The organism is Vibrio sp. YT-18 (assembly GCF_033337345.1).
GTDB classification, from domain to species: Bacteria; Pseudomonadota; Gammaproteobacteria; order Enterobacterales; family Vibrionaceae; genus Vibrio; species Vibrio alginolyticus.
In genome coordinates this window covers 23,930-48,472 of sequence record NZ_JAWOQO010000020.1, presented here as the reverse complement: position 1 = coordinate 48,472, position 24,543 = coordinate 23,930, and the positions used below count along the sequence as shown (strand labels likewise).

General features: G+C 44.8%; 26 protein-coding genes. 2 read left to right on the top strand and 24 right to left on the bottom strand.

All coding sequences use genetic code 11. From position 1 onward, the window contains the following. Window positions 1-19: 19 nt before the first annotated feature. From ispG to trmJ, 15 genes are all read right to left on the bottom strand, one after another. Window positions 20-1,138 carry a flavodoxin-dependent (E)-4-hydroxy-3-methylbut-2-enyl-diphosphate synthase gene (gene ispG, locus R7M72_RS20580; protein ID WP_005381699.1) on the bottom strand — a complete coding sequence of 373 codons (1,119 nt, stop codon included), beginning with the start codon at window positions 1,136-1,138 and terminating at the stop codon, window positions 20-22. A 6-nt stretch (window positions 1,139-1,144) separates the two neighbouring features. After that, a complete protein-coding gene (gene rodZ / locus R7M72_RS20575) occupies window positions 1,145-2,095 on the bottom strand; it encodes a cytoskeleton protein RodZ (RefSeq protein WP_136976155.1) in 951 nt (316 codons plus the stop codon). 436 nt (window positions 2,096-2,531) lie between these two features. Continuing rightward, a complete protein-coding gene (locus R7M72_RS20570; RefSeq protein ID WP_017633913.1) occupies window positions 2,532-3,659 on the bottom strand; it encodes a bifunctional tRNA (adenosine(37)-C2)-methyltransferase TrmG/ribosomal RNA large subunit methyltransferase RlmN in 1,128 nt (375 codons plus the stop codon). 371 nt (window positions 3,660-4,030) lie between these two features. Further along, entirely contained in the window at window positions 4,031-4,468 is a 438-nt protein-coding gene (gene tnpA / locus R7M72_RS20565) for an IS200/IS605 family transposase (RefSeq protein WP_104040026.1), read from the bottom strand. 189 nt (window positions 4,469-4,657) lie between these two features. Further along, window positions 4,658-5,083: a nucleoside-diphosphate kinase gene (gene ndk / locus R7M72_RS20560; protein WP_005381702.1), complete on the bottom strand. Its 426-nt coding sequence runs from the start codon at window positions 5,081-5,083 to the stop codon at window positions 4,658-4,660. A gap of 95 nt (window positions 5,084-5,178) precedes the next feature. Beyond that, on the bottom strand, window positions 5,179-6,477 hold the full coding sequence (pepB, locus tag R7M72_RS20555; protein ID WP_005381709.1) for an aminopeptidase PepB: 1,299 nt from the start codon (window positions 6,475-6,477) through the stop codon (window positions 5,179-5,181). Window positions 6,478-6,638: 161 nt separating this feature from the next. After that, window positions 6,639-6,833: a Fe-S cluster assembly protein IscX gene (gene iscX / locus R7M72_RS20550; protein WP_005381711.1), complete on the bottom strand. Its 195-nt coding sequence runs from the start codon at window positions 6,831-6,833 to the stop codon at window positions 6,639-6,641. Between the two features lie 44 nt (window positions 6,834-6,877). Beyond that, complete coding sequence (gene fdx, locus R7M72_RS20545) at window positions 6,878-7,216, bottom strand: ISC system 2Fe-2S type ferredoxin (protein WP_005381713.1); 339 nt, start codon at window positions 7,214-7,216, stop codon at window positions 6,878-6,880. 13 nt (window positions 7,217-7,229) lie between these two features. Further along, complete coding sequence (hscA, locus tag R7M72_RS20540; RefSeq protein WP_053302969.1) at window positions 7,230-9,083, bottom strand: Fe-S protein assembly chaperone HscA; 1,854 nt, start codon at window positions 9,081-9,083, stop codon at window positions 7,230-7,232. A 21-nt stretch (window positions 9,084-9,104) separates the two neighbouring features. Beyond that, window positions 9,105-9,620, bottom strand: a complete 516-nt coding sequence (hscB, locus tag R7M72_RS20535; protein ID WP_033905803.1) for a co-chaperone HscB — start codon at window positions 9,618-9,620, stop codon at window positions 9,105-9,107. A gap of 55 nt (window positions 9,621-9,675) precedes the next feature. Next, on the bottom strand, window positions 9,676-9,999 hold the full coding sequence (gene iscA, locus R7M72_RS20530; RefSeq protein ID WP_005381717.1) for an iron-sulfur cluster assembly protein IscA: 324 nt from the start codon (window positions 9,997-9,999) through the stop codon (window positions 9,676-9,678). 70 nt (window positions 10,000-10,069) lie between these two features. After that, window positions 10,070-10,453 carry a Fe-S cluster assembly scaffold IscU gene (gene iscU, locus R7M72_RS20525; RefSeq protein ID WP_005381718.1) on the bottom strand — a complete coding sequence of 128 codons (384 nt, stop codon included), beginning with the start codon at window positions 10,451-10,453 and terminating at the stop codon, window positions 10,070-10,072. 38 nt (window positions 10,454-10,491) lie between these two features. Continuing rightward, on the bottom strand, window positions 10,492-11,706 hold the full coding sequence (locus R7M72_RS20520) for an IscS subfamily cysteine desulfurase (protein ID WP_005381719.1): 1,215 nt from the start codon (window positions 11,704-11,706) through the stop codon (window positions 10,492-10,494). Between the two features lie 28 nt (window positions 11,707-11,734). After that, entirely contained in the window at window positions 11,735-12,241 is a 507-nt protein-coding gene (gene iscR, locus R7M72_RS20515; RefSeq protein ID WP_005381720.1) for a Fe-S cluster assembly transcriptional regulator IscR, read from the bottom strand. Window positions 12,242-12,366: 125 nt separating this feature from the next. Continuing rightward, window positions 12,367-13,086: a tRNA (cytosine(32)/uridine(32)-2'-O)-methyltransferase TrmJ gene (gene trmJ / locus R7M72_RS20510; RefSeq protein ID WP_017633919.1), complete on the bottom strand. Its 720-nt coding sequence runs from the start codon at window positions 13,084-13,086 to the stop codon at window positions 12,367-12,369. A gap of 231 nt (window positions 13,087-13,317) precedes the next feature. Here trmJ and suhB point away from each other — a divergent pair, with 231 nt between their 5' ends. After that, window positions 13,318-14,121, top strand: a complete 804-nt coding sequence (suhB, locus tag R7M72_RS20505) for an inositol-1-monophosphatase (protein WP_005381722.1) — start codon at window positions 13,318-13,320, stop codon at window positions 14,119-14,121. A 70-nt stretch (window positions 14,122-14,191) separates the two neighbouring features. On the opposite strand, the gene R7M72_RS20500 is transcribed toward suhB, so the two are convergent. The 8 genes from R7M72_RS20500 to R7M72_RS20465 form a co-directional block, all read right to left on the bottom strand. Continuing rightward, window positions 14,192-14,503: a hypothetical protein gene (locus R7M72_RS20500; RefSeq protein ID WP_017633920.1), complete on the bottom strand. Its 312-nt coding sequence runs from the start codon at window positions 14,501-14,503 to the stop codon at window positions 14,192-14,194. A 141-nt stretch (window positions 14,504-14,644) separates the two neighbouring features. Then, window positions 14,645-15,061: a hypothetical protein gene (locus tag R7M72_RS20495; protein WP_017633921.1), complete on the bottom strand. Its 417-nt coding sequence runs from the start codon at window positions 15,059-15,061 to the stop codon at window positions 14,645-14,647. Between the two features lie 164 nt (window positions 15,062-15,225). After that, window positions 15,226-16,173, bottom strand: a complete 948-nt coding sequence (gene secF, locus R7M72_RS20490; RefSeq protein ID WP_005383689.1) for a protein translocase subunit SecF — start codon at window positions 16,171-16,173, stop codon at window positions 15,226-15,228. A 14-nt stretch (window positions 16,174-16,187) separates the two neighbouring features. Further along, on the bottom strand, window positions 16,188-18,044 hold the full coding sequence (secD, locus tag R7M72_RS20485; protein ID WP_005381724.1) for a protein translocase subunit SecD: 1,857 nt from the start codon (window positions 18,042-18,044) through the stop codon (window positions 16,188-16,190). 21 nt (window positions 18,045-18,065) lie between these two features. Next, window positions 18,066-18,395 carry a preprotein translocase subunit YajC gene (gene yajC, locus R7M72_RS20480; RefSeq protein WP_005381725.1) on the bottom strand — a complete coding sequence of 110 codons (330 nt, stop codon included), beginning with the start codon at window positions 18,393-18,395 and terminating at the stop codon, window positions 18,066-18,068. Window positions 18,396-18,572: 177 nt separating this feature from the next. Then, a complete protein-coding gene (gene tgt, locus R7M72_RS20475) occupies window positions 18,573-19,709 on the bottom strand; it encodes a tRNA guanosine(34) transglycosylase Tgt (RefSeq protein ID WP_005381727.1) in 1,137 nt (378 codons plus the stop codon). Between the two features lie 147 nt (window positions 19,710-19,856). Beyond that, window positions 19,857-20,909 carry a tRNA preQ1(34) S-adenosylmethionine ribosyltransferase-isomerase QueA gene (gene queA / locus R7M72_RS20470; protein ID WP_025768859.1) on the bottom strand — a complete coding sequence of 351 codons (1,053 nt, stop codon included), beginning with the start codon at window positions 20,907-20,909 and terminating at the stop codon, window positions 19,857-19,859. 268 nt (window positions 20,910-21,177) lie between these two features. Further along, entirely contained in the window at window positions 21,178-22,344 is a 1,167-nt protein-coding gene (locus R7M72_RS20465; RefSeq protein ID WP_053302967.1) for a trypsin-like serine protease, read from the bottom strand. Window positions 22,345-22,656: 312 nt separating this feature from the next. Between R7M72_RS20465 and R7M72_RS20460 the strand changes: the two genes are divergently transcribed. Continuing rightward, complete coding sequence (locus R7M72_RS20460; RefSeq protein WP_017820562.1) at window positions 22,657-23,106, top strand: CBS domain-containing protein; 450 nt, start codon at window positions 22,657-22,659, stop codon at window positions 23,104-23,106. Between the two features lie 123 nt (window positions 23,107-23,229). Here R7M72_RS20460 and aceA read toward each other — a convergent pair whose 3' ends face one another. Further along, window positions 23,230-24,543 carry an isocitrate lyase gene (aceA, locus tag R7M72_RS20455; protein ID WP_005381733.1) on the bottom strand — a complete coding sequence of 438 codons (1,314 nt, stop codon included), beginning with the start codon at window positions 24,541-24,543 and terminating at the stop codon, window positions 23,230-23,232.

Here is a 24,543-nt window from a genome sequence, read left to right as displayed (position 1 = left end):
ACCGTAATTCTCGTTGAGATTAATCTTGTACTTTAACTTCGATGCGGTTTTCGCCATTCATCATAGCTGCTTTCGCACGGATCTTAGCTTCTAGCTTATTCACAAGGTCATCGTTATCAAAGCGCTCTTTCTGGCGTTTACCATCTTCGTAGAATGCGCTCTTCTTGTTACTACCTGCTAGACCTAAGTGAGAAACTTCTGCTTCACCAGGGCCGTTTACCACACAACCGATGATAGACACATCCATTGGCGTGATGATGTCTTCTAAACGTTGCTCCAGTGCATTCACCGTACCAATCACATCGAATTCTTGGCGTGAGCAGCTTGGGCACGCAATAAAGTTGATGCCTCGAGAGCGAATGCGCAGAGATTTAAGGATGTCGAAACCGACTTTGATTTCTTCAACTGGATCGGCAGCCAAAGAGATACGCAGCGTATCGCCTATCCCTTCAGATAACAGCATACCTAAGCCAACAGATGACTTAACAGCGCCAGCTCGAGCACCACCCGCCTCTGTTATACCTAAATGAAGAGGCTGATCGATTTTCTTCGCCAGCAGACGATATGAATCCACCGCAAGAAAAACGTCTGAAGCTTTCACGCTAACTTTAAATTGGTCAAAGTTAAGACGATCGAGATGATCTACGTGACGCATCGCCGATTCAACCAAGGCTTCTGGCGTAGGCTCACCGTATTTCATCTGTAGATCTTTTTCCAAAGATCCACCATTGACACCAATACGGATCGGGATGTTTTTATCGCGAGCGCAATCGACAACAGCGCGAATGCGTTCTTCATTGCCGATGTTACCTGGGTTGATACGTAAACAGTCAACTCCGTACTCCGCAACTTTCAGCGCGATACGATAGTCGAAATGAATATCAGCCACTAATGGTACAGAAACTTGCTGTTTAATCAGTTTGAAAGCTTCTGCTGCGTCCATCGTAGGTACAGAAACTCGAACGATATCTGCGCCGACTTTTTCTAGTGCTCGGATTTGAGCGACTGTCGCTTCTACGTCAGTCGTGCGAGTGTTAGTCATTGACTGTACTGCAATTGGCGCACCATCACCAATTGGCACATCACCCACATAGATACGCGTCGATTTACGACGAATAATTGGAGATTCGTGTTGCATAATTTTTTATAACGGTAGAGTGAATCTAGCTACTTTGCCTGAAGTATACCCAGAAAGGTCGACAGGTTCACTTGCAAATGTCATTGTAACCCCTTCCGGTGCGCCTAATATCACTTTAAATGGCGCTTTTCCGGTAAGTTCTACATCTTGTCCTGGCTTATGAGTACCACTTACCAGCGTTTTACCATTGGTGTCTTTTACTTGAATCCAACAGTCCGCTTTAAACTTCATAGTAAGAAGTGTCATGCCTTCAGGTACTACTGGCGCAGGCTGTTCCTCTTCCGCCGCTTCAATCACGGCAACAGGTTCTTCAGAATCTACGCTTGTTGTATTTTCAGTTTCAGTCAGCAAAGGATCCGCCCCTTGCTCAACGGGTGCTTCAGTCGATTCAGCAACGCCTTCATTAGTTGAAGCAACTTCTTCAGGAGTGCTTGCGATTAACTCTTCAGCCGTCATCAAATCGATATCAGCTAATTCTTGAGCAGTGGGCTGCGGCGCTTCAACACTTGAATCCGTTACTTCCTTAGTTAGGCTATTCTCTTGTTGGTTTTGCCACCACCATGCCGCTGAAATGCCAATAATGACCAGCCCGATAACCCAAGTAAGGAGCATAATACGGCTATTGTGCTTCTCGTCTTTTGTTTTACGAGAGAAGCTTTGCATTTCAATTTCTTGCTCTTGAGGCTGAGCATCGGCAGTCTGCTCTAACGCCGTCAAAACCACCTTCTCATCAAGACCTACGAATTTAGCGTAAGAGCGTAAGTAACCACGCGTAAATGTCGCGACTTGTTGAGATTCAAATCGGTTATTTTCAATATCTTCAATCACAGAAATGCGAAGCCTCAGGCGATCGGCAACTTGCTTTTGGCTCATTCCCAAGGATTCACGTTTGTTTTTCAGTAATGTGCCAGCTTCAATAGAGAGTGGCACTTCATTCGTATTTTCGTGTTCTGTCATAATGGCGGTATTTAATCTGTTTTAGTGGCTAACGTGGTCATGTATTTTCGTTATTGTTCTTAAGCCTCTTTAAAAGATAGCTAGCCTAAACGCGTTAACCAAAAATAATAATTTTAAGAAACTCTCAGCGATCTGAGTGCGAATACCCGTTTTGCAAAAATCAGCAAAACGTATGTGAGAAAGTGCTGAGAATTATCGGTGTCATCGTTAGTGTTACATATCATGATAAGCGAATGCGCAACGAAGACAAAAACTCTTTACACTCAAACTAACAGATAGCTCAAGCTTTTGTCCAAACTTTGACAAAGGAATTCGAAATTATACCCAAATAACCTTAGGTTGAAGAGTGATAGTCCCAAATCTTGGCGAAAATGTCCTAAACAATAAACAAAATAGCCAGAGCGAATGGCTCTGGCTATTTTTGAATTCCGGTCGTTTATACAGCTTTCACTTCAATGGTATCGGCACCGCGTGACGCTTTCAGCATTGCCGTACGTTTAGTTCGGTCAATTACATCACCGACCAACTGACCACATGCGGCATCAATGTCATCACCACGCGTTTTACGAACCGTAACTGTGTGCTCGTATTGCATCAATGTTTTTTGGAAGCGATCAATACGTGAGTTACTTGGTTTCTTGTAAGGTGAACCTGGGTACGGGTTAAACGGAATCAAGTTAATCTTACATGGTGTGTCTTTCATCAGCTCAGCCAGTTCACGAGCATGGTCCATGTCATCGTTCACATGATCAAGCAACACGTACTCGACTGTTACCTTGCCACGGTTTGCATTCGATGAAGCAATGTAACGACGAACGGATGCTAGGAAATCTTGAATATCCCAACGATCGTTAATTGGCATGATTTCACTACGCAGCTTATCGTTTGGCGCATGAAGAGAGATCGCCAACGCAACGTCGATTTTGCCCGTCATCTGATCAAGACCAGAAACCACACCTGATGTTGATACGGTTACACGACGCTTCGACAAACCAAAGCCAAGGTCATCCAACATTAACTCCAGTGCTGGAATCAAATTCTTCATATTAAGAAGCGGCTCACCCATACCCATCATCACGACGTTCGTAATTGGGCGACGGCCTGTTTCTTTCTCAAGACCAATTTCACGTGCAGCACGCCACACCTGACCGATGATCTCTGAAACTTTCAAGTTACGGTTAAAGCCCTGCTGTGCTGTTGAGCAGAACTTACATTCCAATGCACAACCTACTTGAGAAGATACACAAAGCGTTGCGCGATCATCTTCTGGAATGTAAACCGTTTCTACATCCTGATCACCAACCTTCATTGCCCACTTGATCGTGCCGTCTGAAGAATGCTGAGCTTCTGCTACAGTTGGTGCTTTAATTTCACACTTGTGTAAAAGCTTTTCGCGCAGCTTCTTGTTGATGTTTGTCATTTTTTCGAAGTCATCTACACCGAAATGGTAGATCCACTTCATAACCTGATCGGCACGAAACGCTTTCTCGCCAAGTTCTTCCGCGAAAAACTGACGCATGCCTTTGCGATCAAAGTCGAGTAGATTGATTTTTTCAGTGGTCATGTTGCCTCTCAATGACTGAAACAAGAATAAGGGCGCGAATTGTACAGCCTTTATTCAGCTACAACAAGGGGTGTAAGACCCTGAGTTTGCTAAGGCATTAAAATAAAAACGTTTAAATTTTAATCAGACTTTACGGTGAGAATAATGATTAGACAACCGACAGCAAAAGCGTAGAAGTGATACAGAGAAAACAGTGAGAACAAACACACTTAACTAAGCTTTCCCCCCTGTAAGATGCTCAAATTAGCCAACGTCTTCGCGAATAATTACGAATGAACTCGCCGGGGAAATGGAGAACGCGGAGTAAAAATCCGCCTTCTTAGAAGGCGGCTTTAGCTTTCAGCCCCCTAAAAGGGGGCATCTCCGCGCTGTTAATTCATCTTCAACTCCAACTGAGCCTCATACTCTTGGTCTTTTTTGTCTTGATGTCTAACGTAACGCCGAATTATGTCCTCGTTCACACCTACCGTATCAACAAAGTATCCCCTTGCCCAAAAATGATTTCCCCATAGTTTCTTTCGAATATGAGCAAACTTATTGAACAGGCGAATTGCAGACCGCCCCTTCAAAGTACCCATTAACGTTGAAATCGAAACTTTCGGTGGGACGATGACAACTAAATGAACGTGATCAGGCTGAATATTTAGCTCCAGTACCTCACAATCCTTCATATTGCAGAGGATGTAGATAGACTTGTACAACTCTTTGGCTACGTTGCCCTTGAGAATTTTGAACCTATACTTTGGAGTCCAAACTATATGGTATTTGCATCGCCAGTAGACGTGTGATGAACTTCTATAATCGCCCATGTTTATTGTTTCCTCTTACTTGTGGTGAATAAGAGTCTTACTTCTAACATGGGCGTGTTTTCGGGCAACAGCCCTTAGGAACAATCACCACCGCCAAAGGCGGTGGTTTAGGGGTGACAATAAAAAACCTCGGACAAATCCGAGGTTATTACGAACTAGATCATCACGCAAAAGTGATGCATGAACGAGTTAGCGAGAGAAAACTTCTGATTCAGGGAAGAAAAACTCAATTTCACGAGCGGCAGACTCAGGGCTATCTGAACCATGAACTGAATTGTGACGCATGCTGAGTGCGTAATCAGCACGCAAAGTGCCACATGCCGCGTCCTCTGGGTTGGTTTTACCCATTAGCTCGCGGTAACGTGCAATCGCATTTTCGCCTTCCAATACCTGAACCATAATAGGACCAGATGTCATGAACTCTTTTAGAGGAGGGAAAAACTCTTTACCTTCATGCTCTGCATAAAAGCCGCTTGCCTGATCTTCTGTCAGGTGAACCATTTTGGCAGCGATGATACGTAGGCCAGCCTTTTCAATACGATTGTAGATTTCACCAATTAGGTTTCGCTCTACAGCATCAGGCTTAATGATTGAAAATGTTCTTTCTAGAGCCATAAAATTTCCTTTCTGTACTTGTAATAATAGTTGTGCTTTTAAAGTGACTTACTGGGTAAGAGCAGCACTCAAACAAGAGAGTGCTGCAATCAATCTTATTTTCCAGCTTGCTCATTGAGGAAACGAGCAAGTGTACGAACACCCATCCCCGTTGCTCCCGCAGCCCATTTATCAGAAGCGGCTTTACGATACGTACCCGCACAGTCGAAATGTAACCAGCCTTTCTTGTAGTCCTCAACGAAGTAAGACAAGAATGCAGCAGCAGTACTTGCACCTGGAGAATAATCACCAGAGCTGATATTCGATAAATCGGCAAAATTAGATGGCAGCATTTCTCGATGGAAATCAGCAAGTGGTAGCGGCCACAAGCCTTCTTTTTCCTGGTTTGCCGCCGTAAGCGCTTGATGCGATAGCTCATCATCAAAGCTCATTAGCGCATGGTAATCGTTACCTAACGCATTCTTCGCTGCGCCTGTTAGCGTCGCGCAGTCAATAATTAACTCAGGCTTTTGCTCACTAGCGTAGATAAGACCGTCTGCAAGCACCAAGCGACCTTCCGCGTCGGTATTCATAATCTCAACGGTTTTGCCGTTTTTGTAAGTGATGATGTCGCCAAGCTTAAGGGCACGGCCAGAAACCATGTTCTCAGCACAACACAAGATCAGTTTTACGCGCTTGTTTAAACCGCGCAAGATAGCTAATCCTAGGCCACCAGTTATAGTACCCGAGCCACCCATATCTGCTTTCATTGCACTCATGAAGGTAGAAGGCTTCAAGCTGTAACCACCGGAATCAAAGGTGATGCCTTTACCCACAAGACATGCGAATACAGGTGCGTTTTCGTCACCAGTTGGGTTGTAGTCTAACTGAAGCATCGCAGAAGTACGCTCAGAACCACGGCCTACTGCGTAAATACCTTCCCAACCTTCTGCCAACAAGTCTTTGTCTTTGACGATACGTGCTGTCACAGTGCCTTTCGGCGCAACAGATTTGATGAATTCAGCAGCCATTGTCGCTAGCTGACGAGGAGCAACTTCTTCTGCCGTTTTGTTGATAATATCGCGGGTAAAATCAGTCGAAGTAATACGAGCTTGAAGCTCTGCTTGATCTTCATCAGACAATGCTGCCCACTCAACTGAGCCATGTTTTTTAGGGTTACGGAACCCTTGGTGGAAAGCCCATACGCTCTCTAGATCCCAGTTATCACCAGAAAGAAAAATAGAACGAATTCCTTGGCCATCTAGCTGACGAGCTGCACGTTGAATTGCGCCGAGATCATGACCTTCACCTAAGTGAATAGTTGCGCCGTTTTCAGCGAATGAAAGCAGTGCTTTTTCACCCCAATGTGGTGCTGCCGACTCTTGACTTAAAAATACAGACATCTGTGTAGACATGGTTTCTCCTTGTCTTATAGCAGCGTTGCCTACGCTGCTTCTTTTTAATAACTCACGGATGTTAGCATTATGTAGGGCAAAAATGTCAATTGGATAAAAAAACGGACCTAAAGGTCCGCTTTTTTTAGTAAGAATTGTTAACTAGGCTGTGTTTTACAGACTTAGTCCGCTTCGTCCATCCAGCACATGATAACGGCTTCTAGAATCTTTTCATTAGAACGGTTTGGCTCATCGTCAAACTCATCTAACTCCATGATCCATTGATGAAGATCGGTAAAACGCACTGTTTTTGGATCGACATCTGGAAACTTGTCACAAAGTTCAATCGCGATATCGCGAGAATCTGTCCATTTCATTGCTCATCTTCCTTTTGCTTCTTCCCTATATTGGGAAGATAGTTTTAGTGATCTTCTGAAGCGTGGTTTAGTGTGTATTTAGGAATTTCTACCACCAAGTCTTCATCAGCAATTCTCGCCTGACACCCTAGGCGTGACTCAGGCTCTAGACCCCACGCTTTATCTAGCATGTCGTCTTCTAGTTCTTCACTTTCTTCAAGTGAATCAAAACCTTCACGGATGATTACGTGGCAGGTAGTACACGCACATGACTTCTCACACGCATGTTCAATACCGATACCGTTTTTTAGCGCTACGTCTAGAACGGTGTCACCAGAGTTTGCTTCCAACACTGCACCTTCTGGGCACAAATCGTCGTGTGGTAATACAATAATCTTAGGCATAACTACTTATCTCTTATATATCGTCTACTGATTGACCTGACAACGCAGCTCGAATCGATTTATCCATACGGCGTGATGCGAAATCTTGGCTCGCTTTATCGGTATCTTTAATGCCCTGCTCTATCGCATCTGCATCATCACCATTACGCAGCTCAATCAAGGCTTCGATGGCTTTAATCAAGTTTTGTTTCTCTTGTTCTGATAGTAAGTCATCACCATCAGCTTGCATCGCTGCAATCAAACCTTCTATCACTCGGTCGGCTTCAACACGCTGTTCAGCTAAGGCACGAGCTTGCATGTCTTCTTTTGCGTGCGTCATTGAATCACGCAACATATCCGCCACTTCATTGTCACTTAAGCCGTAAGAAGGTTTTACTTGAATCTCTGATTGAACACCAGTGCTCTTCTCCATTGCCGTAACAGAAAGAAGGCCATCAGCGTCAACTTGGTAAGTCACGCGAATATGTGCCGCACCCGCTGCCATCGGAGGAATACCTTTTAACGAGAAGCGAGCAAGTGAACGACAGTCATCAACCATTTCACGTTCACCTTGTACCACATGAACACTCATCGCCGTTTGGCCATCTTTGAATGTGGTAAATTCTTGCGCACGCGCAACGGGAATCGTAGTGTTGCGGGGGATGATCTTCTCGACCAAACCACCCATGGTTTCAATACCGAGCGACAGTGGAATCACATCAAGAAGCAACATTTCAGAGTCAGGTTTGTTACCCGCGAGAATATCAGCTTGAATACCCGCACCGATTGCGACGACTTCATCTGGGTTAATGCTTGTCAGTGGTGTACGGCCAAAGAATTCGCCAACCATTTCTCGTACAAGCAATGTGCGTGTTGAGCCACCGACCATGACTACTTCAAGTACATCTTCCGCATCTACATCCGCATCTTTCAGCGCACGGCGGCAAGACATCAGGGTTTTCTTCACTAGCGGACGAATCAGATCTTCGAACTGCTCGCGAGTCACGGTGCCTTTCCAACCAAAAACGTCAACGTCAACACTGTCTTGCTCAGAGAAAGCAATCTTAGCTTCAGTAGCAATGTTCAACAGTGTACGGTTCTTTTCTGCAGAAAGCGGCGCTTCTAGACCCGCTTGCTCCATTAAATAATCGGCAAATAGATGGTCGAAGTCGTCACCGCCTAATGCAGAATCGCCACCTGTTGCTAATACTTCAAATACGCCTTTCGATAAACGTAGGATAGAGATATCAAAAGTACCGCCACCTAGATCGTAAACCGCAATCACACCTTCTTGACCTGAGTCTAGGCCATAAGCAATTGCCGCAGCGGTTGGTTCGTTAAGTAGACGGAGAACATGAAGACCAGCTAATTTCGCCGCATCTTTTGTACCTGCACGTTGCGCGTCATCAAAGTAAGCAGGAACGGTAATAACGACACCAGCTAACTCACCACCTAACGTATCTTCAGCTCGCTTACCCAATACTTTTAGGATGTCCGCAGATACTTCAATCGGGTTTTTGTCACCTTGAGGTGTTTGCAGAATTGGCAGGCCGTTTTCACTCTCTTTAAAACGATAAGGAAGTGAAGAGTAACGGGACTGAATGTCCTTTAATGAACGACCGATCAAACGTTTTACAGAGATAATCGTGTTCTCTGGTTCAAACTCTGCTTTAGCTTTGGCTTCGTGGCCGACCGTTAACGTTTCCTCAGCGTAATTAACGACTGAAGGTAAAATAGTACGGCCCTGCTCGTCCGCAAGTGGAGTTGCATCGCCGCTACGTACAGAAGCAACCAAAGAGTTGGTAGTACCTAGGTCGATACCCGCTGCTAACTTATGCTCATGAGGTGCCGAGCTTTGGCCCGGTTCTGCGATTTGAAGTAGTGCCATGATAGGTCCTTGTCACGCTTACTAGCCGAGGAGTTTGTCTTCGACTAGCTCAATTTCGTTCTTTAGTTTGGCAATGAATTTTAGCTTACGAACTCGGTCTGCGGCTTCAGCCCATAGACCATCATCAAGCTCTTGCTCGACGCTTGCCAGATGCTGTTTGTACATTTTGCTGACCTTAGAGTCGAAGTCAAAAAGCGCCGATTCAGGATCGGACTTGTCAGCAATCTCTTCCAGTTCTTCGCGCAGTTCCATTTGCTCCATTAAGAACATCGGATCTTGCATTGTTTGCTGTTCACCTCGGATCTCAACACCTTGCTCTGCGAGGATATACTCGGCGCGAGAAATAGGATTTTTCAGAACTTGATAGGCATCGTTGATTTGCGCCGCCTTTTGCACCGCCATCAAACGGTCACGTTCTGAGCCCGTTGCAAAGTTATCCGGGTGGAAGCGTTTTTGTAGTTCTCGGAACTGAGAAGAAAGAAGGCTACCATCCAGCTTAAACTGACTTGGTAGCCCAAATAATTCAAAGTGATTCATTAAGTTCGGGTCCTAGTAAAGCCTTCCGGACTCGTTTGCCCAGAAGGACAATCAATTAGACGTTGAAGCTTTCACCACAACCACATTCACTTTTCGCGTTAGGGTTGTTGAATTCAAAACCTTCATTCAACCCTTCTTTCACGTAATCCAATTCAGTACCATCTAGGTACACTAAGCTCTTTTGATCGATGATAATTTTCACTCCAGAGAGTTCAAATACTTCGTCTTCTTCATTGAGCTCATCAACAAACTCAAGTACGTATGCCATGCCGGAACAACCAGTCGTCTTCACTCCAAGACGTAAACCGATACCTTTGCCTCGGTTATCTAGGAATGCTCTTACGCGACTTGCCGCTGATTCTGTCATTGTGATGGCCATACTGCACCTTAGTCTGTCTAAATTTCGATTGGAATGGGAGCGTCAAAGCTCCCATTATATTACGGAATAATTATTCTTGGTGTTTTTTCTTGTAGTCAGCAACCGCTGCTTTGATTGCATCTTCAGCAAGAATAGAACAGTGAACTTTCACTGGTGGAAGCTCTAGCTCTTCAGCAATCTCAGAGTTTTTAATTGCTGCCGCTTCATCAACTGACTTACCTTTTACCCACTCAGTTACTAGTGAGCTTGATGCGATTGCACTACCACAACCGTATGTTTTGAACTTCGCATCTTCGATGATACCTTCAGGTGTCACTTTGATTTGAAGCTTCATTACGTCACCACACGCAGGAGCGCCAACCATGCCGCTACCTACTGATGGATCTTCTTTATCAAATGAACCAACGTTACGTGGGTTCTCGTAGTGATCAATTACTTTTTCGCTGTATGCCATGATAAATTACCTCGAATCCTCTATTTCAATCCCTGAGATTAATGGTGAGCCCATTCAACAGTGCTCAAATCAATCCCTTCTTTGTACATATCCCATAGAGGAGACATGTCGCGTAGCTTAGTCACTGCAACGCGGATTTGTTCAATTGCGTAATCAATTTCTTCTTCAGTCGTGAAACGACCAAACGAGAAACGAACCGAGCTGTGAGCCAATTCGTCATCCATGCCTAGGGCACGAAGAACGTAAGAAGGCTCAAGGCTTGCAGACGTACAAGCACTACCAGAAGATACCGCTAGATCTTTAAGCGACATTAGTAGTGATTCACCTTCTACGAATGCGAAACTGATGTTTAAGTTGTGTGGTACACGCTGCTCAAAGTCACCGTTTACCGTCACTGCTTCTAAGTCTTTCACGCCATCAAAAAGACGGTTACGAAGCGCTAAAGCATGATCGTAATCTTTTTGCATGTCTTCTTTTGCAATGCGGAATGCTTCACCCATACCTACGATTTGGTGAGTAGGTAGTGTACCAGAGCGGAAACCACGCTCATGACCGCCACCGTGCATTTGCGCTTCAAGACGAATACGAGGCTTACGACGTACGTAAAGTGCACCGATACCTTTAGGGCCGTATACTTTGTGAGCAGAAAGTGAAATTAGATCAACTTTCATCTCTTGAACGTCGATTGGTAATTTACCTGCAGATTGCGCAGCGTCCACGTGGAAAACAATTTTACGCTCACGGCACAGTTCGCCGATCGCTGTAATGTCTTGAACCACACCAATCTCGTTGTTTACATGCATAATAGACACAAGCACGGTGTCATCACGCATGGCTGCTCTAAGCTTCTCTAGATCGATCAAGCCATTTGATTCTGGCTCAAGGTAAGTCACTTCAAAGCCTTCACGCTCAAGTTGACGACATGGGTCAAGAACGGCTTTGTGCTCTGTTTTACAAGTGATTACGTGCTTGCCTTTCTTCGAGTAAAAGTGCGCTGCACCTTTAATCGCAAGGTTGTCTGATTCTGTCGCACCAGATGTAAATACGATTTCGCGAGGATCTGCATTTAGAAGGTCAGCAATTTGCTCACGAGCAGTATCGACCGCTTCTTCTGCCTGCCAGCCGTAACGGTGCGAACGTGACGCTGGGTTGCCAAATGTGCCATCCATTGTCATGTACTGAACCATTTTTTCAGCAACACGTGGATCAACTGGACATGTAGCGGAATAATCAAGATAAATCGGCAGTTTCATTCTCTACTCCAATGTAAAAAGCTGACCGCTAAGAGCGGACGTTTACACCGATGGGCGCGGCGGTTGTATTTTTGTTTGATAGCCCATGGGTTACCGCCAGATCAATGTCCTGACGATCAGAAATTTCGAGTACTTCATTGTCTGTCATCAACTCACCAAGAGTGATGTTATTCAAAAAGTCACTAATGCGAGAGCTTAGGTCACGCCACAGCGTGTGAGTAAGGCAACGTGTTCCACCTTGGCAATCTCCTTTACCTTGGCATTTGGTTGCATCTACTGACTCATCAACGGCAGCAATCACGGTACCAATAGCGATACTGTGAGCGTCGGCACCAAGTCGGTAACCACCACCAGGACCACGAACGCTGGCAACGAGACCTGCTTTACGCAATTTTGAAAATAGCTGCTCTAAGTAAGAGAGCGAGATCCCTTGACGCTCTGAAATATCAGCCAGAGGTACAGGGTTTTGTTGCGAATGCAGTGCCACATCCAGCATGGCTGTCACCGCATATCTTCCTTTAGATGTAAGTTTCATACCACACCGTATCCACATGGTTTGTAATGGTTAAGATTTTTCCATACCTGAGTAATTTGGTCAAGTATTTATTTGACCATTTTACTCAGGTATTCATCCTTACATATAAAGTGGTTATTATTCACTCAGAACTTCTTTTCTATCGAAGTCAAAACGCCTCGTAGAATATTAAGTTCTTGGGTTTCTGGTCGAGCACGAGAGAACAAACGGCGCAACTTATTCATCACCTGTCCAGGTTGCTCTTTGTTAATAAACTGGGTCTCAACCATCACCTTTTCAAGATGCTCGAAGAACAATTCGAGTTCTCGATGACGCGGGTATTCTTCCGATTCATTTGGGGAAAACTGGCTTTGCTCTAAGTTCAAGTGTGCAACTCGCACTTCGTAACTGAGAGTTTGTACAGCCATCGCTAGGTTAAGCGAGCTGTACTCAGGATTAGCGGGAATACAAACATGGTAGTGGCACTTTTGTAGCTCTTCGTTTGTCAAACCAGTTCTTTCTCGGCCAAACACGAGCGCAACCGGATGCTTTCGGCCTTCAACTGCAAATTTCTCACCGCATTCACGTGGCTCGAGCATTGGCCATTCTAATGTACGAGAGCGGGCGCTAGAACCCACAACAAGGCCACAATCTTCAACCGCTTCTTCTAATGTGCCGACAATCTTTGCATTTTGAGCAATATCACCAGCACCCGCAGCTAAAGCAAGAGTTTGTTCATCCACTTCACATTGTGGATCGACTAATACTAGTTGGTTTAAACCCATCACTTTCATTGCTCGAGCTGCTGAGCCAATATTGCCTGAATGAGAGGTACCTACGAGTACAATTTTTACTTGATCCAACATCTGTGTTTGCTACCTAAATTAAAACCGCAGAATGTTATCATAGTTTTTTAAGACACCCTAGAGGCAAGCAGACCTCTCTTCTCATTCTTGGTTATTGTTCTCGTCCGCAGTATGATCTGTACACTCAGTCGGCCGCAATTAGAGTAAAAAATAACCACTTCCCTTTTTGATTATCTCTGGTATACTCGCCGCCGCTTTCATTTGTTCTTTAACATCCGTTGGGAAATTCGTATGCATCCAATGCTAAACATTGCTATTCGCGCTGCGCGAAAGGCAGGCAATCATATTGCTAAATCATTAGAAAACACTGATAAAGTAGAATCTACTCTTAAAGGCACTAATGACTTTGTCACTAACGTAGACAAAGAAGCAGAATACATCATCATCGATACTATCAAGCAGTCTTACCCTGAGCACTGTATCGTTGCTGAAGAACAAGGTCTTATCGAAGGTAAAGATAAAGACGTACAATGGATCATCGACCCACTGGATGGCACCACTAACTTTGTAAAAGGTTACCCAACTTTCGCGGTTTCTATCGCTGTTCGTATTAAGGGCAAAACTGAAGTTGCTTGTGTTTACGATCCAATGCAAAACGAGCTATTCACTGCACAACGCGGTGCCGGCGCTCAACTAAACAGTGCACGTATTCGTGTTGCTCAACTAAAAGACCTTCAAGGTACTGTTCTAGCAACAGGCTTCCCATTCAAGCAGAAACAACACGCTGAGTCTTACATCAAGATCGTTGGTGCGCTATTCACTGAATGTGCTGATTTCCGTCGTAGCGGCTCTGCTGCTCTTGACCTTTGTTACGTGGCTGCTGGCCGTGTTGATGGTTACTTCGAGCTAGGCCTAAAACCTTGGGATATGGCAGCAGGTGAGCTTATTGCTCGTGAAGCTGGCGCAATCCTAACAGACTTTGCTGGCGGCACTGACTACATGAAGTCTGGTAACATCGTTGCTTCAAGCGCTCGTGGCGTAAAATCTATCCTTAAGCACATCCGCGAAAACGGTAACAGCGCGATCCTTAAGTAAGATTTGAAAGTCATATATAGCCCGTCACGCTGATGACTTTAGAAAGCCCCGCTCATTGAGCGGGGCTTTTTTATTTCGAACAATCAGCCTGTTTGTAGAAACGGTCGTAGTCAGATAAGTGGTCTATTTTTACGTGCTTAACCTTCCATATTTGTTCCTTCATTAAAAACTGCAGCGAAACCGTGACTGGCTGGTATACATCACCAAAGCCGTTTACAGAAAGACATCCAACTCCTCCATCCTCACTGTACTCTTCAAAGTAAGACAGCTCTGTAACCAAACTTGATGGGATAGATGATAAAAATGGAAATTGATGACCAAATTTTATTGGGTGAGACTTAATACTGTTCAGCTCTTCAATCGATAGATTTGGTCCTGCCATAGCTTCTACCACCTCTATATACTGCATCTTGTATAAATTATTACGTATATCAAGGTAAGTATCGTGGAGTGGACTTGCGATGCAGGGCGTTGAAACACTTAGTAAAACCGGAATAGGTAGAATTCTATTTAGCATAACCAACTAAACCCCAGCTTCACGGAGCGCTTGATCAATTTTACTCGGCTTAAATCTGTACTTACAAAGCCCCCACTCGCACTGCTCTAAAAGCTCACGGACATTTACCTGCCCAGTAACTCCAAAGGAAACAACACCAAAAAGAGAAACACTCCCACTGTATGTCAAAACACCATCACGAGTAGTTTTAAAAGTAACAGAAACGGCTTTTAATTTTATGCCCAGCTCTTCAACCATTTCTTTTGAAACTTCAAACTTAGTAAATCCAAGCTCACCAGATAAAGTTACTTTACCTGACTCATCAACTGCTAACTTGAACCTTTTCCCTCCAGTAACTAGCTTGGTGGTAACACCTTTATTGTGCTTGTAAGAAATCTCTACAAACTTCAGTAACTGTACTTTTATTTCAGCTTGCCTTGACATTATTTCCTCCCGAAATTGTTGAACATACTTCCGATATTCAACTCAATCAAAAAACTACAATTCAAGCTGGAAGTACCTCAAAAAAAAATGAAACTTTCAAATCTATCAGGCATAAAAAAACCGCTGATTGTTCAGCGGTTTTTGTTTTCGGTTCTCAATCTGCCTTATGGCATTTCGTCGAACTCTGCACCCTCTTTTTCTACTTGAGGTGGCATCAAGTGCTCTTTCTGGATACCCAGTTTTAGAGCCAGTGCTGATGCTACGTAGATAGAAGAGTAAGTACCTACAGTGATACCGAGTAAAAGTGCGGTTGCAAAGCCGTGAATCATAGCACCACCCTGCATGAACAGTGCAATTACCACGAACAACGTCGTACCAGATGTAATCAATGTACGGCTCAACGTTTGAGTGATTGAGGCGTCCATAATGTCTGAAGGTTCACCCTTACGCATCTTACGGAAGTTTTCACGAATCCGGTCAAATACAACGATGGTATCGTTGAGTGAGTAGCCCACAACCGTCAGTAGCGCAGCTACGATAGTCAGGTCAACTTCAATTTGTAGAAACGAGAAGACACCTAGCGTGATAATTATATCGTGAGCCAATGCCATTACCGCACCAGCCGCTAGACGCCATTCAAATCGCATCGATACATAAAGCAGAATACAGATCAGCGATACCAAGATCGCTAGACCACCAGCTTCTGTTAGCTCATCACCAACGTTGGGACCTACGAACTCAATACGACGCATTTCTACGCTTTCGCCAGTACCATCTTTGATAGCACCAATGATTTGGTTACCTAGCGTTTCACCAGAAACGTCATCACGTGGACGAAGACGAACCATGACTTCACGAGCACTACCGAAGTTTTGTACTGTCGCATCGCCAAAGCCTTTTGAATCTAGTGCTGCACGAATCTCTTCAAGGTTTGCTGGCTGTTCAAAACCGACCTCGATAAGAGTACCGCCAGTGAAATCTAGACCCCAATTAAGCCACTTGGTTGACAAAGTGAAGATAGAAGCAGCAATCATTATAATTGAAAAAACGAATGCTACTTTCGACCAACGCATAAAGCCGATCGTCTTCTCTGCTTTTAGAATTTGAAACATATTAATTCCCAGCCTTAGATCGACAATTTATCAACGCGTTTGCCACCGTAGATCAGGTTCACGATACAACGTGTACCAATAATGGCGGTGAACATTGAAGTTAAGATACCGATAGATAGAGTAACTGCGAAACCTTTCACCGCACCTGTACCGACCGCAAATAGAATGATTGCAGTAATTAGTGTTGTGATGTTCGCATCAGCAATCGTGCTGAATGCATTCGCGTAACCTTGGTGAATCGCTTGTTGTGGACTACGTCCATCACGAATTTCTTCACGGATACGCTCGAAGATCAGTACGTTCGCATCAACTGCCATACCGACTGTTAACACGATACCGGCTATCCCCGGAAGCGTCATGGTAGCGCCTGGAATCATCGACATAACACCAATGATAAGCACTAAGTTTGCCATTAGAGCAATGTTTGCAATCAAACCAAAGCCGCGGTAGTAAAGCAGCGTAAATAGCATTACGGCAACCATACCCCAGATACATGCTTGGATACCCATATCGATGTTTTGCTGGCCCATTGATGGACCAATGGTACGTTCTTCAACGATAGAGATAGGTGCAATCAGTGCACCAGCACGTAGTAAAAGTGCTAGGTTGTGTGCTTCTGCAGCAGAGTCGATACCTGTGATACGGAAGTTACGACCAAGAGCCGATTGAATCGTTGCTTGGTTGATGACTTCTTCATGCTTATCCAGAATAACTTTGCCTTCAGGCGTACGACGGCCACTGTCTTTGTATTCTGCAAACACGGTAGCCATTAGCTTACCAATGTTCTTCTTAGAGAACGCAGACATCTTATTACCACCTTCGCTGTCTAGCGAGATGTTAACTTGTGGACGACCATATTCATCAACACTTGAGCTTGCATCTGTGATGCTTTGACCGCCAAGAATAACGCGCTTCTTAAGCACAACTGGGCGACCATCACGGTCCATCTTGATTTCACTACCTGCTGGCGCACGACCATTTGCCGCTGCCGATAGGTCAGCTTTATCATCAACTTCACGGAATTCAAGCGTTGCCGTAGCTCCGAGAATTTCTTTTGCACGAGCAGTGTCTTGAACACCAGGCAGTTCAACTACAATGCGACTAGCACCTTGACGTTGAACCAATGGTTCCGCAACACCTAGTTCGTTGACACGATTACGTAAAATCGTAATGTTTTGCTCAACAGCATAGTTACGGATCTCTTGTAAACGTTGCTCAGTAAAGGTTGCAGTAAGAGCGTAACGGCCATTTGAATCAGAATCGACAAAAATCATGTCCGGGTGATTCTTTTCTAGCGTTGCTTTCGCTTCTGCTAATTGCTCTTCGTTACGCAACAACACTTCTACCGCTTCTTTTCCAGAAGGGCGGATTGCACGGTAACGAATCTTGGCGTCACGAAGTTCGCTACGGAAAGCTTCTTCTTGTTGACCAACAAGCTTTTCCATCGCTGCATCCATATCCACTTCCATTAAGAAGTGAACACCACCGCGAAGGTCAAGACCTAGCTTCAATGGTGACGCGCCAATCGCTTCTAGCCAATCGGGTGTAGAAGGTGCAAGGTTAAGTGCAACAATTGTGTCTTTGCCTAGCGCTTCGCTGATGACATCACGAGCACTGATTTGTGTGTCAGTGTCGTTAAAACGAACAAGAATTGATCCATCTTCGAGAGCAATGGATTTATGAGAAAGTTGCTCTTTGTTAAGAGCAGTAGTGACAGCATCCAGCGTTGACATATCTACAGAGGCGCCACGCGCCCCTGTAACTTGAATAGCCGGATCTTCACCGTAGATATTTGGAAGTGCGTATAACGCAGCGGTGATGATGGCAAAAAGCACCATCAAGTACTTCCATAATGGATAACGGTTTAGCACAGCGAGGATCCTTTAGCTGTTTTATAGAGACTTAAGCGTACCTTTTGGTAGCACTGCAGTGATGAAGTCTTTCTTGATTACTACTTCATTGTTCGCGTTAAGCTCAATTGAAATGTAGTCATTGTCTTCAGCAATCTTAGTGATTTTACCCACTAGGCCACCGCTAGTTAAAACTTCGTCGCCTTTGCCCATAGAAGCCATTAGGTTTTTGTGTTCTTTTACGCGTTTCGCTTGTGGGCGGTAAATCATGAAGTAAAAGATCACTGCGAACATGCCAAGCATGATTAGCATTTCAAAACCACCGCCTGCTGGCGCGCCTTCTGCTGCTGCGTGAGCCTGAGAAATAAACATTAAAACATCCTCATTATATTTTATTGATAATCAAACAAATTGGGCTTTCGCATTTTAGATTCAAGTCTGAGAGTAACTAATAGAGATCGCTCTCTCAAAAATAACGTGCGTTAGCCTACTTTATTAGCAAAAGCCTCTGGCGACATGCCAAAGGCTTTAATTCTTTTAGTTTTTCAATTACTGCTCTTTTGCTAGTGGTGGCACTTCACGGCCACGACGCTCATAGAACTCAGTAACAAATTCATCGAAGCGATCTTCATCAATTGCTTTACGAATGCTTTCCATCAGACGCTGGTAGTAACGCAGGTTATGGATTGTATTCAAGCGAGCGCCTAAGATTTCATTACAACGCTCTAAATGGTGAAGGTACGACTTGCTGTAGTTTTGACAAGTGTAACAGTCACAATGCGGATCCAATGGTGTTGTATCCGTTTTATGTTTCGCATTACGGATCTTGATCACACCACCAGTCACAAATAAGTGACCATTACGTGCGTTACGCGTTGGCATTACACAGTCAAACATGTCGATACCACGACGAACACCTTCAACCAAGTCTTCTGGCTTACCTACGCCCATCAAGTAGCGAGGTTTGTCTTCAGGAAGTTGAGGACAAGTATGCTCAAGAATACGGTGCATGTCTTCTTTAGGCTCACCTACTGCCAAACCACCAACCGCGTAACCGTCAAAACCGATTTCCGTTAGACCTTTTACCGACACATCACGTAAATCTTCGTAAACACCACCTTGGACAATACCAAATAGGTTGTTCGGGTTTTCTAGCTTCTCGAAGTGGTCACGTGAACGCTGTGCCCAGCGTAATGACATTTCCATCGATTTCTTCGCTTCATCGTGTGTCGCTGGGTAAGGCGTACACTCGTCAAAAATCATAACGATGTCAGAGCCCAGGTCTTTTTGAATTTCCATCGACTTTTCTGCGTCCATGAAAATCTTGTCACCGTTTACTGGGTTACGAAAGTGAACACCCTCTTCAGTGATCGTACGCATCTTACCAAGGCTGAATACTTGGAAGCCGCCTGAATCAGTAAGAATAGGACCGTGCCAGTTCATAAAATCGTGCAGGTCACCGTGCATTTTCATCACTTCTTGACCAGGACGTAGCCACAGGTGGAACGTATTACCTAGCAGAATTTCTGCACCAGTACCTTTTACTTCTTCTGGTGTCATACCTTTAACGGTACCGTAAGTACCTACTGGCATGAACGCAGGAGTTTGAACAGTGCCGCGTTCGAAAGTCAGTTGACCACGACGTGCATTGCCGTTTTTCTTCTTAAGATCGAATTTTAATTTCACGATGCCTCCGGGTGTCAGAGAAACAGTCTGACTGAGTGTTTAGGGCTCTACCCTACTTTAAGGAGCGGTCGCTTTTCCTTGCGAGAGACAAAGCAATGGATGCTTTATTTCCTAGCTTACTGCTAGCACTCGTAAATCTATTTTTAACTACGCCGTTTTCTTCTTGATGAACATTGAATCGCCATACGAGAAGAAACGGTATTTGTTTTCCACCGCATGTTTGTAAGCATTCATGGTGTTCTCGTATCCAGCAAATGCACTCACCAACATGATCAGTGTTGATTCAGGCAAGTGGAAGTTTGTGATCAAGCAATCCACTAGCTGATATTCGTAACCAGGGAAAATAAAGATTTCAGTATCGCCAAAGAATGGGGCCAGCTCAGTCCCTTTTTGCAATGCGTCTTGCGCTGCACTTTCAAGTGAACGCACAGATGTGGTACCAACAGCAATAATTCGTCCGCCACGCGCTTTCGTCGCTTTAATTGCGTCGACGACTTCTTGTGGTACTTCTACGTACTCGGCATGCATGTGGTGATCGTTGATATTTTCCACTTTTACTGGCTGGAATGTACCCGCCCCAACGTGCAAAGTAACGTAAGCAAACTCTGCACCTTTCGCTTTGATTTTCTCCAAGAGAACATCATCAAAGTGAAGGCCCGCCGTCGGTGCCGCAACCGCACCTGGCTTTTGATTATATACCGTTTGGTAACGCTCTTTATCTGCATCTTCGTCTGGACGGTCGATGTAAGGAGGAAGCGGCATATGGCCGATTTCTTCCAGAATTTCTAGTACCGTCTTATCAGAACTAAATTTCAGTTCAAATAAAGCATCATGGCGTGCAACCATTTCTGCTGAATATTCATCATTCTCGCCAACAATAATGGTTGTACCTGGTTTTGGTGATTTAGAGCAACGAACGTGCGCGAGGATGCTTTTCTCATCCAACATGCGCTCCACTAGCACTTCTAATTTACCGCCCGATTCCTTGCGGCCAAAAAGACGAGCAGGAATAACACGTGTATTATTAAACACCACTAAGTCACCGGGTTGAACTTGGCCCAATACATCAGTAAATGTGCCATCAATGAGCTCTCCGGTATTGCCGTCCATTTGCAGCAGTCGGCTAGCGGTACGCTCTGGTTGAGGGTAGCGAGCGATGAGTTCATCTGGAAGGTCGAAATGGAAATCTGATACTTGCATGTTACTTGTCTTATCTATTGGTCAAATCACGTCTAGGCGACGATAAAATTGCGACGAGTTTTTCGCAGCAGACTAGTATATGTTTACATGCTGCAATAGCAAGCAAATCACCAGAATATAGCAGTAAAAGCCATGGTGAAGAGTGTAATAAAACGTGAAAAGCCTCGATTACTTGGCACTATTTTTAATTTGAGCCCAAAAGAGAGAACATGAAAAAAGCAAAGCAGCGTATACCGCTGCTTATTAGTTTGGCATTCCAATCGCCCTATCAAACCTCACGCTTTCGCCACAAGAATAACGGCACGAATAAACCCAATAACCAAAACCCTAGACTGCCACCTTCATCATCTGAGCCTTTGAAATCACAGTTATTGGTCGCAATGCCATCGTGACACTCTTTATTGTCACCACTTTCATTGTTAGCACTTTTGATAAAATTCGGCGCAATGATGTAACGACTTGGTGGCGCATCGGCAGTGATGTAAGACTGTACCCAGTCGTAATAGTGGCTCACCTTGGTGTAGAAACTTGGGATCGTCAAAGAGCCACACGTTGGTAGAATAAGGGGGCCGCCACTAACAATACCAATTTGTTTGCCGGTCGCCACATCGACCAACGGGCCACCACTGTCACCTTTACATGCAGAGTTGCCATATTGAGTATGGCTATCTGGCTCCAATACATGGTTTTGTGTTGGTAGCGTACAAATTTTGGTTTGGTTGTCTCTTGAATCAATGATCCCCGGAAAACTGCTGCCAATTTCTAAACGCTCATAACATTTGTCGATGGGTAAAAATGTGCTAATGGTGGTTTTGAGCGTATTAGAAGGTTCAGAAGCATCCGGCTGAGTAGTCCCCCATCCAAACACTTGCACATTTTCGACACGTTGATTGGTCAGGTAATTATCATTCCAATCCGCCACCAAACGTGCTTCGATACTCTCCATGTCAACTTTACTCGCTAGGTCAGCAAAGCTCGCGTTTGCCACTGGGCGCGTGAGATACAGCAACGCGATGTCTGAATCTAAACCGGTTTGGATAGGTTTCACGTTGCCATTACTGTCGGTCTCAGCTTTTGAAATCCGAGTGTAATCCGGATGAACCACAACGTGAGACACCGGATAGAAGTTATCAAGCCCTGCAGAATTAAGTTCATACACATTCGCATTCACCGACAGCTCACCCGGCGGGGTCACATAGTAGGTTGCTTCATTGGTTCCTTGTCCCATCACCACACAGTGCGCCGCAGTCAGTACCCATTGCTCTGTCAGCATCGTTCCACCACACAGCGGAAACTCTGCCATATTACTTGCTCGCAAAGTAACGCGGTCAACAGGATCGGTTTGTTCATCTCCTAACACAATCGCCTGTGTTGATGGCACACTGAATGCCGCCACTGCCAGCGCAATAAGTTTGTTACACGTTGTTCGTTTCATCTAGGTTGCTGTCTTCAATTTGGTAAGCCTGGACGTATCTTCTTCGAGAGAAGAATCTTGGAAAATCCAGCGAATAAAAATGTGCGATTCAATTCATTGGATTACCTTGGGAACACATTCAATATCAACTAAAAATGCCAACTGACTCGCACACAAACCGACTTATTCAAATTAATAAAAACACCGATAAAACACAGATTACGCAGCCCATCAGCATTGTGCTATTTAATTGATGAAAAACGAGTTAGCTCCCAGATATACAGAAAAATATTCTCTATATTTAAGAGAAGGACAATGCCGCTGGAGGTCTCTATGATCAAGGTTGAAGACATGATGACTCGTAATCCTCATACCTTACTGCGCACGCACACCTTGCGTGATGCAAAAAGCATGATGGATGCGCTTGATATTCGACACATTCCGGTTGTTGATGCCAATAACCACTTACAAGGCTTGGTGACTCAACGCGACATTCTTGCTGCTCAAGAATCGAGCTTGCATCCAGATGAGGCTGAACAATCTTTTACTTTAGACACACCGCTCTACGAAATGATGCACACCAACATCATGACGGCAGAGCCTATCGCGGGGCTCAAAGAGAGCGCTATCTATATGCAAAAGCATAAAGTTGGCTGTCTACCTGTTGTCACCAAAGGTCGATTGGTCGGCATTATTACTGATAGTGACTTCGTGACGATTGCGATTAACTTATTGGAACTACAAGAAGAAGTGGAACCTGAAGAAATCGAGCAGGAAGAGTAGTACGCAAGCGTATTCTCTTTGTTGTAAGTTTCGTTTTTACACCGGTTAAACGAAAAAAGAGCGGCAGGGTTGCCGCTCAAAATGCCATTACTGACGCTGATTAAGGAAGTGTTTCTCTGCCAATTAGAATTGGTCTTCTTCGGTCGAACCTGTCAATGCTGTCACTGAAGAGTTACCACCTTGGATAGTATTGGTCATTCTATCGAAGTAACCTGTACCTACTTCTTGTTGGTGCGCAACAAACGTATAGCCTTTTTCAGCTGCTTGGAATTCAGGACGCTGAACTTTCTCAACATAATGACGCATACCTTCACCTTGAGCGTAAGCGTGTGCCAGTTCAAACATGTTGAACCACATGTTGTGAATGCCTGCTAGCGTGATGAATTGGTACTTGTAGCCCATGTCTGCAAGCTCTTGTTGGAACTTAGCAATGGTTTCTGCATCTAGGTTTTTCTCCCAGTTGAATGAAGGCGAGCAGTTGTACGCCAACAATTGATCTGGGTATTCAGCGTGAATTGCTTCTGCAAACTTACGTGCTTCTTCCAAACATGGCGTAGCCGTTTCACACCAAATCAAGTCTGCATATGGTGCGTAAGCCAGACCGCGAGAGATAGCTTGGTCGATACCCGCGCGAACGCGGTAGAAACCTTCTTGAGTACGCTCACCTTCAATAAAGTCTTTATCATATGGGTCGCAATCTGAAGTAATGAGATCCGCCGCATTCGCATCAGTACGAGCAATAACTAATGTTGTTGTTCCCGCTACGTCAGCAGCCAAACGAGCTGCAACGAGCTTTTGTACCGCTTCTTGCGTAGGAACTAATACCTTACCCCCCATATGACCACACTTTTTCACCGATGCTAACTGGTCTTCAAAGTGAACGCCCGCGGCACCGGCTTCGATCATCGATTTCATTAGTTCGTAAGCGTTAAGCACACCACCAAAGCCCGCTTCAGCATCCGCTACGATAGGTAGGAAGTAATCAATACCACCTTCATCTTCAGGCGTCTTACCAGCAGCCCACTGAATTTGGTCTGCACGACGGAATGAGTTGTTGATACGCTTTACTACTGACGGTACAGAATCTACTGGGTAAAGAGATTGGTCTGGATACATCGTCGAAGCGGTGTTGTTATCCGCCGCTACCTGCCAGCCTGACAGATAGATCGCTTCAATACCTGCCTTAGCTTGTTGAACGGCTTGACCACCCGTTAGCGCACCAAGACAGTTTACGTAACCTTTTTTCGCACTACCGTTGACCAGTGACCAAAGTTTGTCTGCACCACGTTGTGCAATTGTGTTTGCAGGCACCATAGAGCCACGCAGTTCCACCACTTCCTCGGCAGTGTAAGTACGCTTCACATTTTTCCAGCGTGGGTTAGTTGCCCAGTCTTTTTCCAGAGCTTCAATTTGTTGGCGGCGAGTTAAGTTAGTCAT

Excerpts from the sequence above, each read along its gene's own strand:
- iscA (WP_005381717.1), bottom strand. The coding sequence starts at position 9,999 with ATGGCCATCACAATGACAGAATCAGCGGCAAGTCGCGTAAGAGCATTC.
- queA (WP_025768859.1), bottom strand. The coding sequence starts at position 20,909 with ATGCAAGTATCAGATTTCCATTTCGACCTTCCAGATGAACTCATCGCT.
- ispG (WP_005381699.1), bottom strand. The coding sequence starts at position 1,138 with ATGCAACACGAATCTCCAATTATTCGTCGTAAATCGACGCGTATCTAT.
- R7M72_RS20500 (WP_017633920.1), bottom strand. The coding sequence starts at position 14,503 with ATGGCAGGACCAAATCTATCGATTGAAGAGCTGAACAGTATTAAGTCT.
- hscA (WP_053302969.1), bottom strand. The coding sequence starts at position 9,083 with ATGGCACTACTTCAAATCGCAGAACCGGGCCAAAGCTCGGCACCTCAT.
- R7M72_RS20460 (WP_017820562.1), top strand. The coding sequence starts at position 22,657 with ATGATCAAGGTTGAAGACATGATGACTCGTAATCCTCATACCTTACTG.
- secF (WP_005383689.1), bottom strand. The coding sequence starts at position 16,173 with ATGTTTCAAATTCTAAAAGCAGAGAAGACGATCGGCTTTATGCGTTGG.
- aceA (WP_005381733.1), bottom strand. The coding sequence starts at position 24,543 with ATGACTAACTTAACTCGCCGCCAACAAATTGAAGCTCTGGAAAAAGAC.
- hscB (WP_033905803.1), bottom strand. The coding sequence starts at position 9,620 with ATGAATCACTTTGAATTATTTGGGCTACCAAGTCAGTTTAAGCTGGAT.
- tnpA (WP_104040026.1), bottom strand. The coding sequence starts at position 4,468 with ATGGGCGATTATAGAAGTTCATCACACGTCTACTGGCGATGCAAATAC.
- R7M72_RS20495 (WP_017633921.1), bottom strand. The coding sequence starts at position 15,061 with ATGTCAAGGCAAGCTGAAATAAAAGTACAGTTACTGAAGTTTGTAGAG.
- iscX (WP_005381711.1), bottom strand. The coding sequence starts at position 6,833 with ATGAAATGGACAGATTCTCGCGATATCGCGATTGAACTTTGTGACAAG.
- R7M72_RS20570 (WP_017633913.1), bottom strand. The coding sequence starts at position 3,659 with ATGACCACTGAAAAAATCAATCTACTCGACTTTGATCGCAAAGGCATG.
- fdx (WP_005381713.1), bottom strand. The coding sequence starts at position 7,216 with ATGCCTAAGATTATTGTATTACCACACGACGATTTGTGCCCAGAAGGT.
- R7M72_RS20520 (WP_005381719.1), bottom strand. The coding sequence starts at position 11,706 with ATGAAACTGCCGATTTATCTTGATTATTCCGCTACATGTCCAGTTGAT.
- iscR (WP_005381720.1), bottom strand. The coding sequence starts at position 12,241 with ATGAAACTTACATCTAAAGGAAGATATGCGGTGACAGCCATGCTGGAT.
- R7M72_RS20465 (WP_053302967.1), bottom strand. The coding sequence starts at position 22,344 with ATGAAACGAACAACGTGTAACAAACTTATTGCGCTGGCAGTGGCGGCA.
- pepB (WP_005381709.1), bottom strand. The coding sequence starts at position 6,477 with ATGTCTACACAGATGTCTGTATTTTTAAGTCAAGAGTCGGCAGCACCA.
- suhB (WP_005381722.1), top strand. The coding sequence starts at position 13,318 with ATGCATCCAATGCTAAACATTGCTATTCGCGCTGCGCGAAAGGCAGGC.
- yajC (WP_005381725.1), bottom strand. The coding sequence starts at position 18,395 with ATGTTTATTTCTCAGGCTCACGCAGCAGCAGAAGGCGCGCCAGCAGGC.
- iscU (WP_005381718.1), bottom strand. The coding sequence starts at position 10,453 with ATGGCATACAGCGAAAAAGTAATTGATCACTACGAGAACCCACGTAAC.
- ndk (WP_005381702.1), bottom strand. The coding sequence starts at position 5,083 with ATGGCTCTAGAAAGAACATTTTCAATCATTAAGCCTGATGCTGTAGAG.
- rodZ (WP_136976155.1), bottom strand. The coding sequence starts at position 2,095 with ATGACAGAACACGAAAATACGAATGAAGTGCCACTCTCTATTGAAGCT.
- trmJ (WP_017633919.1), bottom strand. The coding sequence starts at position 13,086 with ATGTTGGATCAAGTAAAAATTGTACTCGTAGGTACCTCTCATTCAGGC.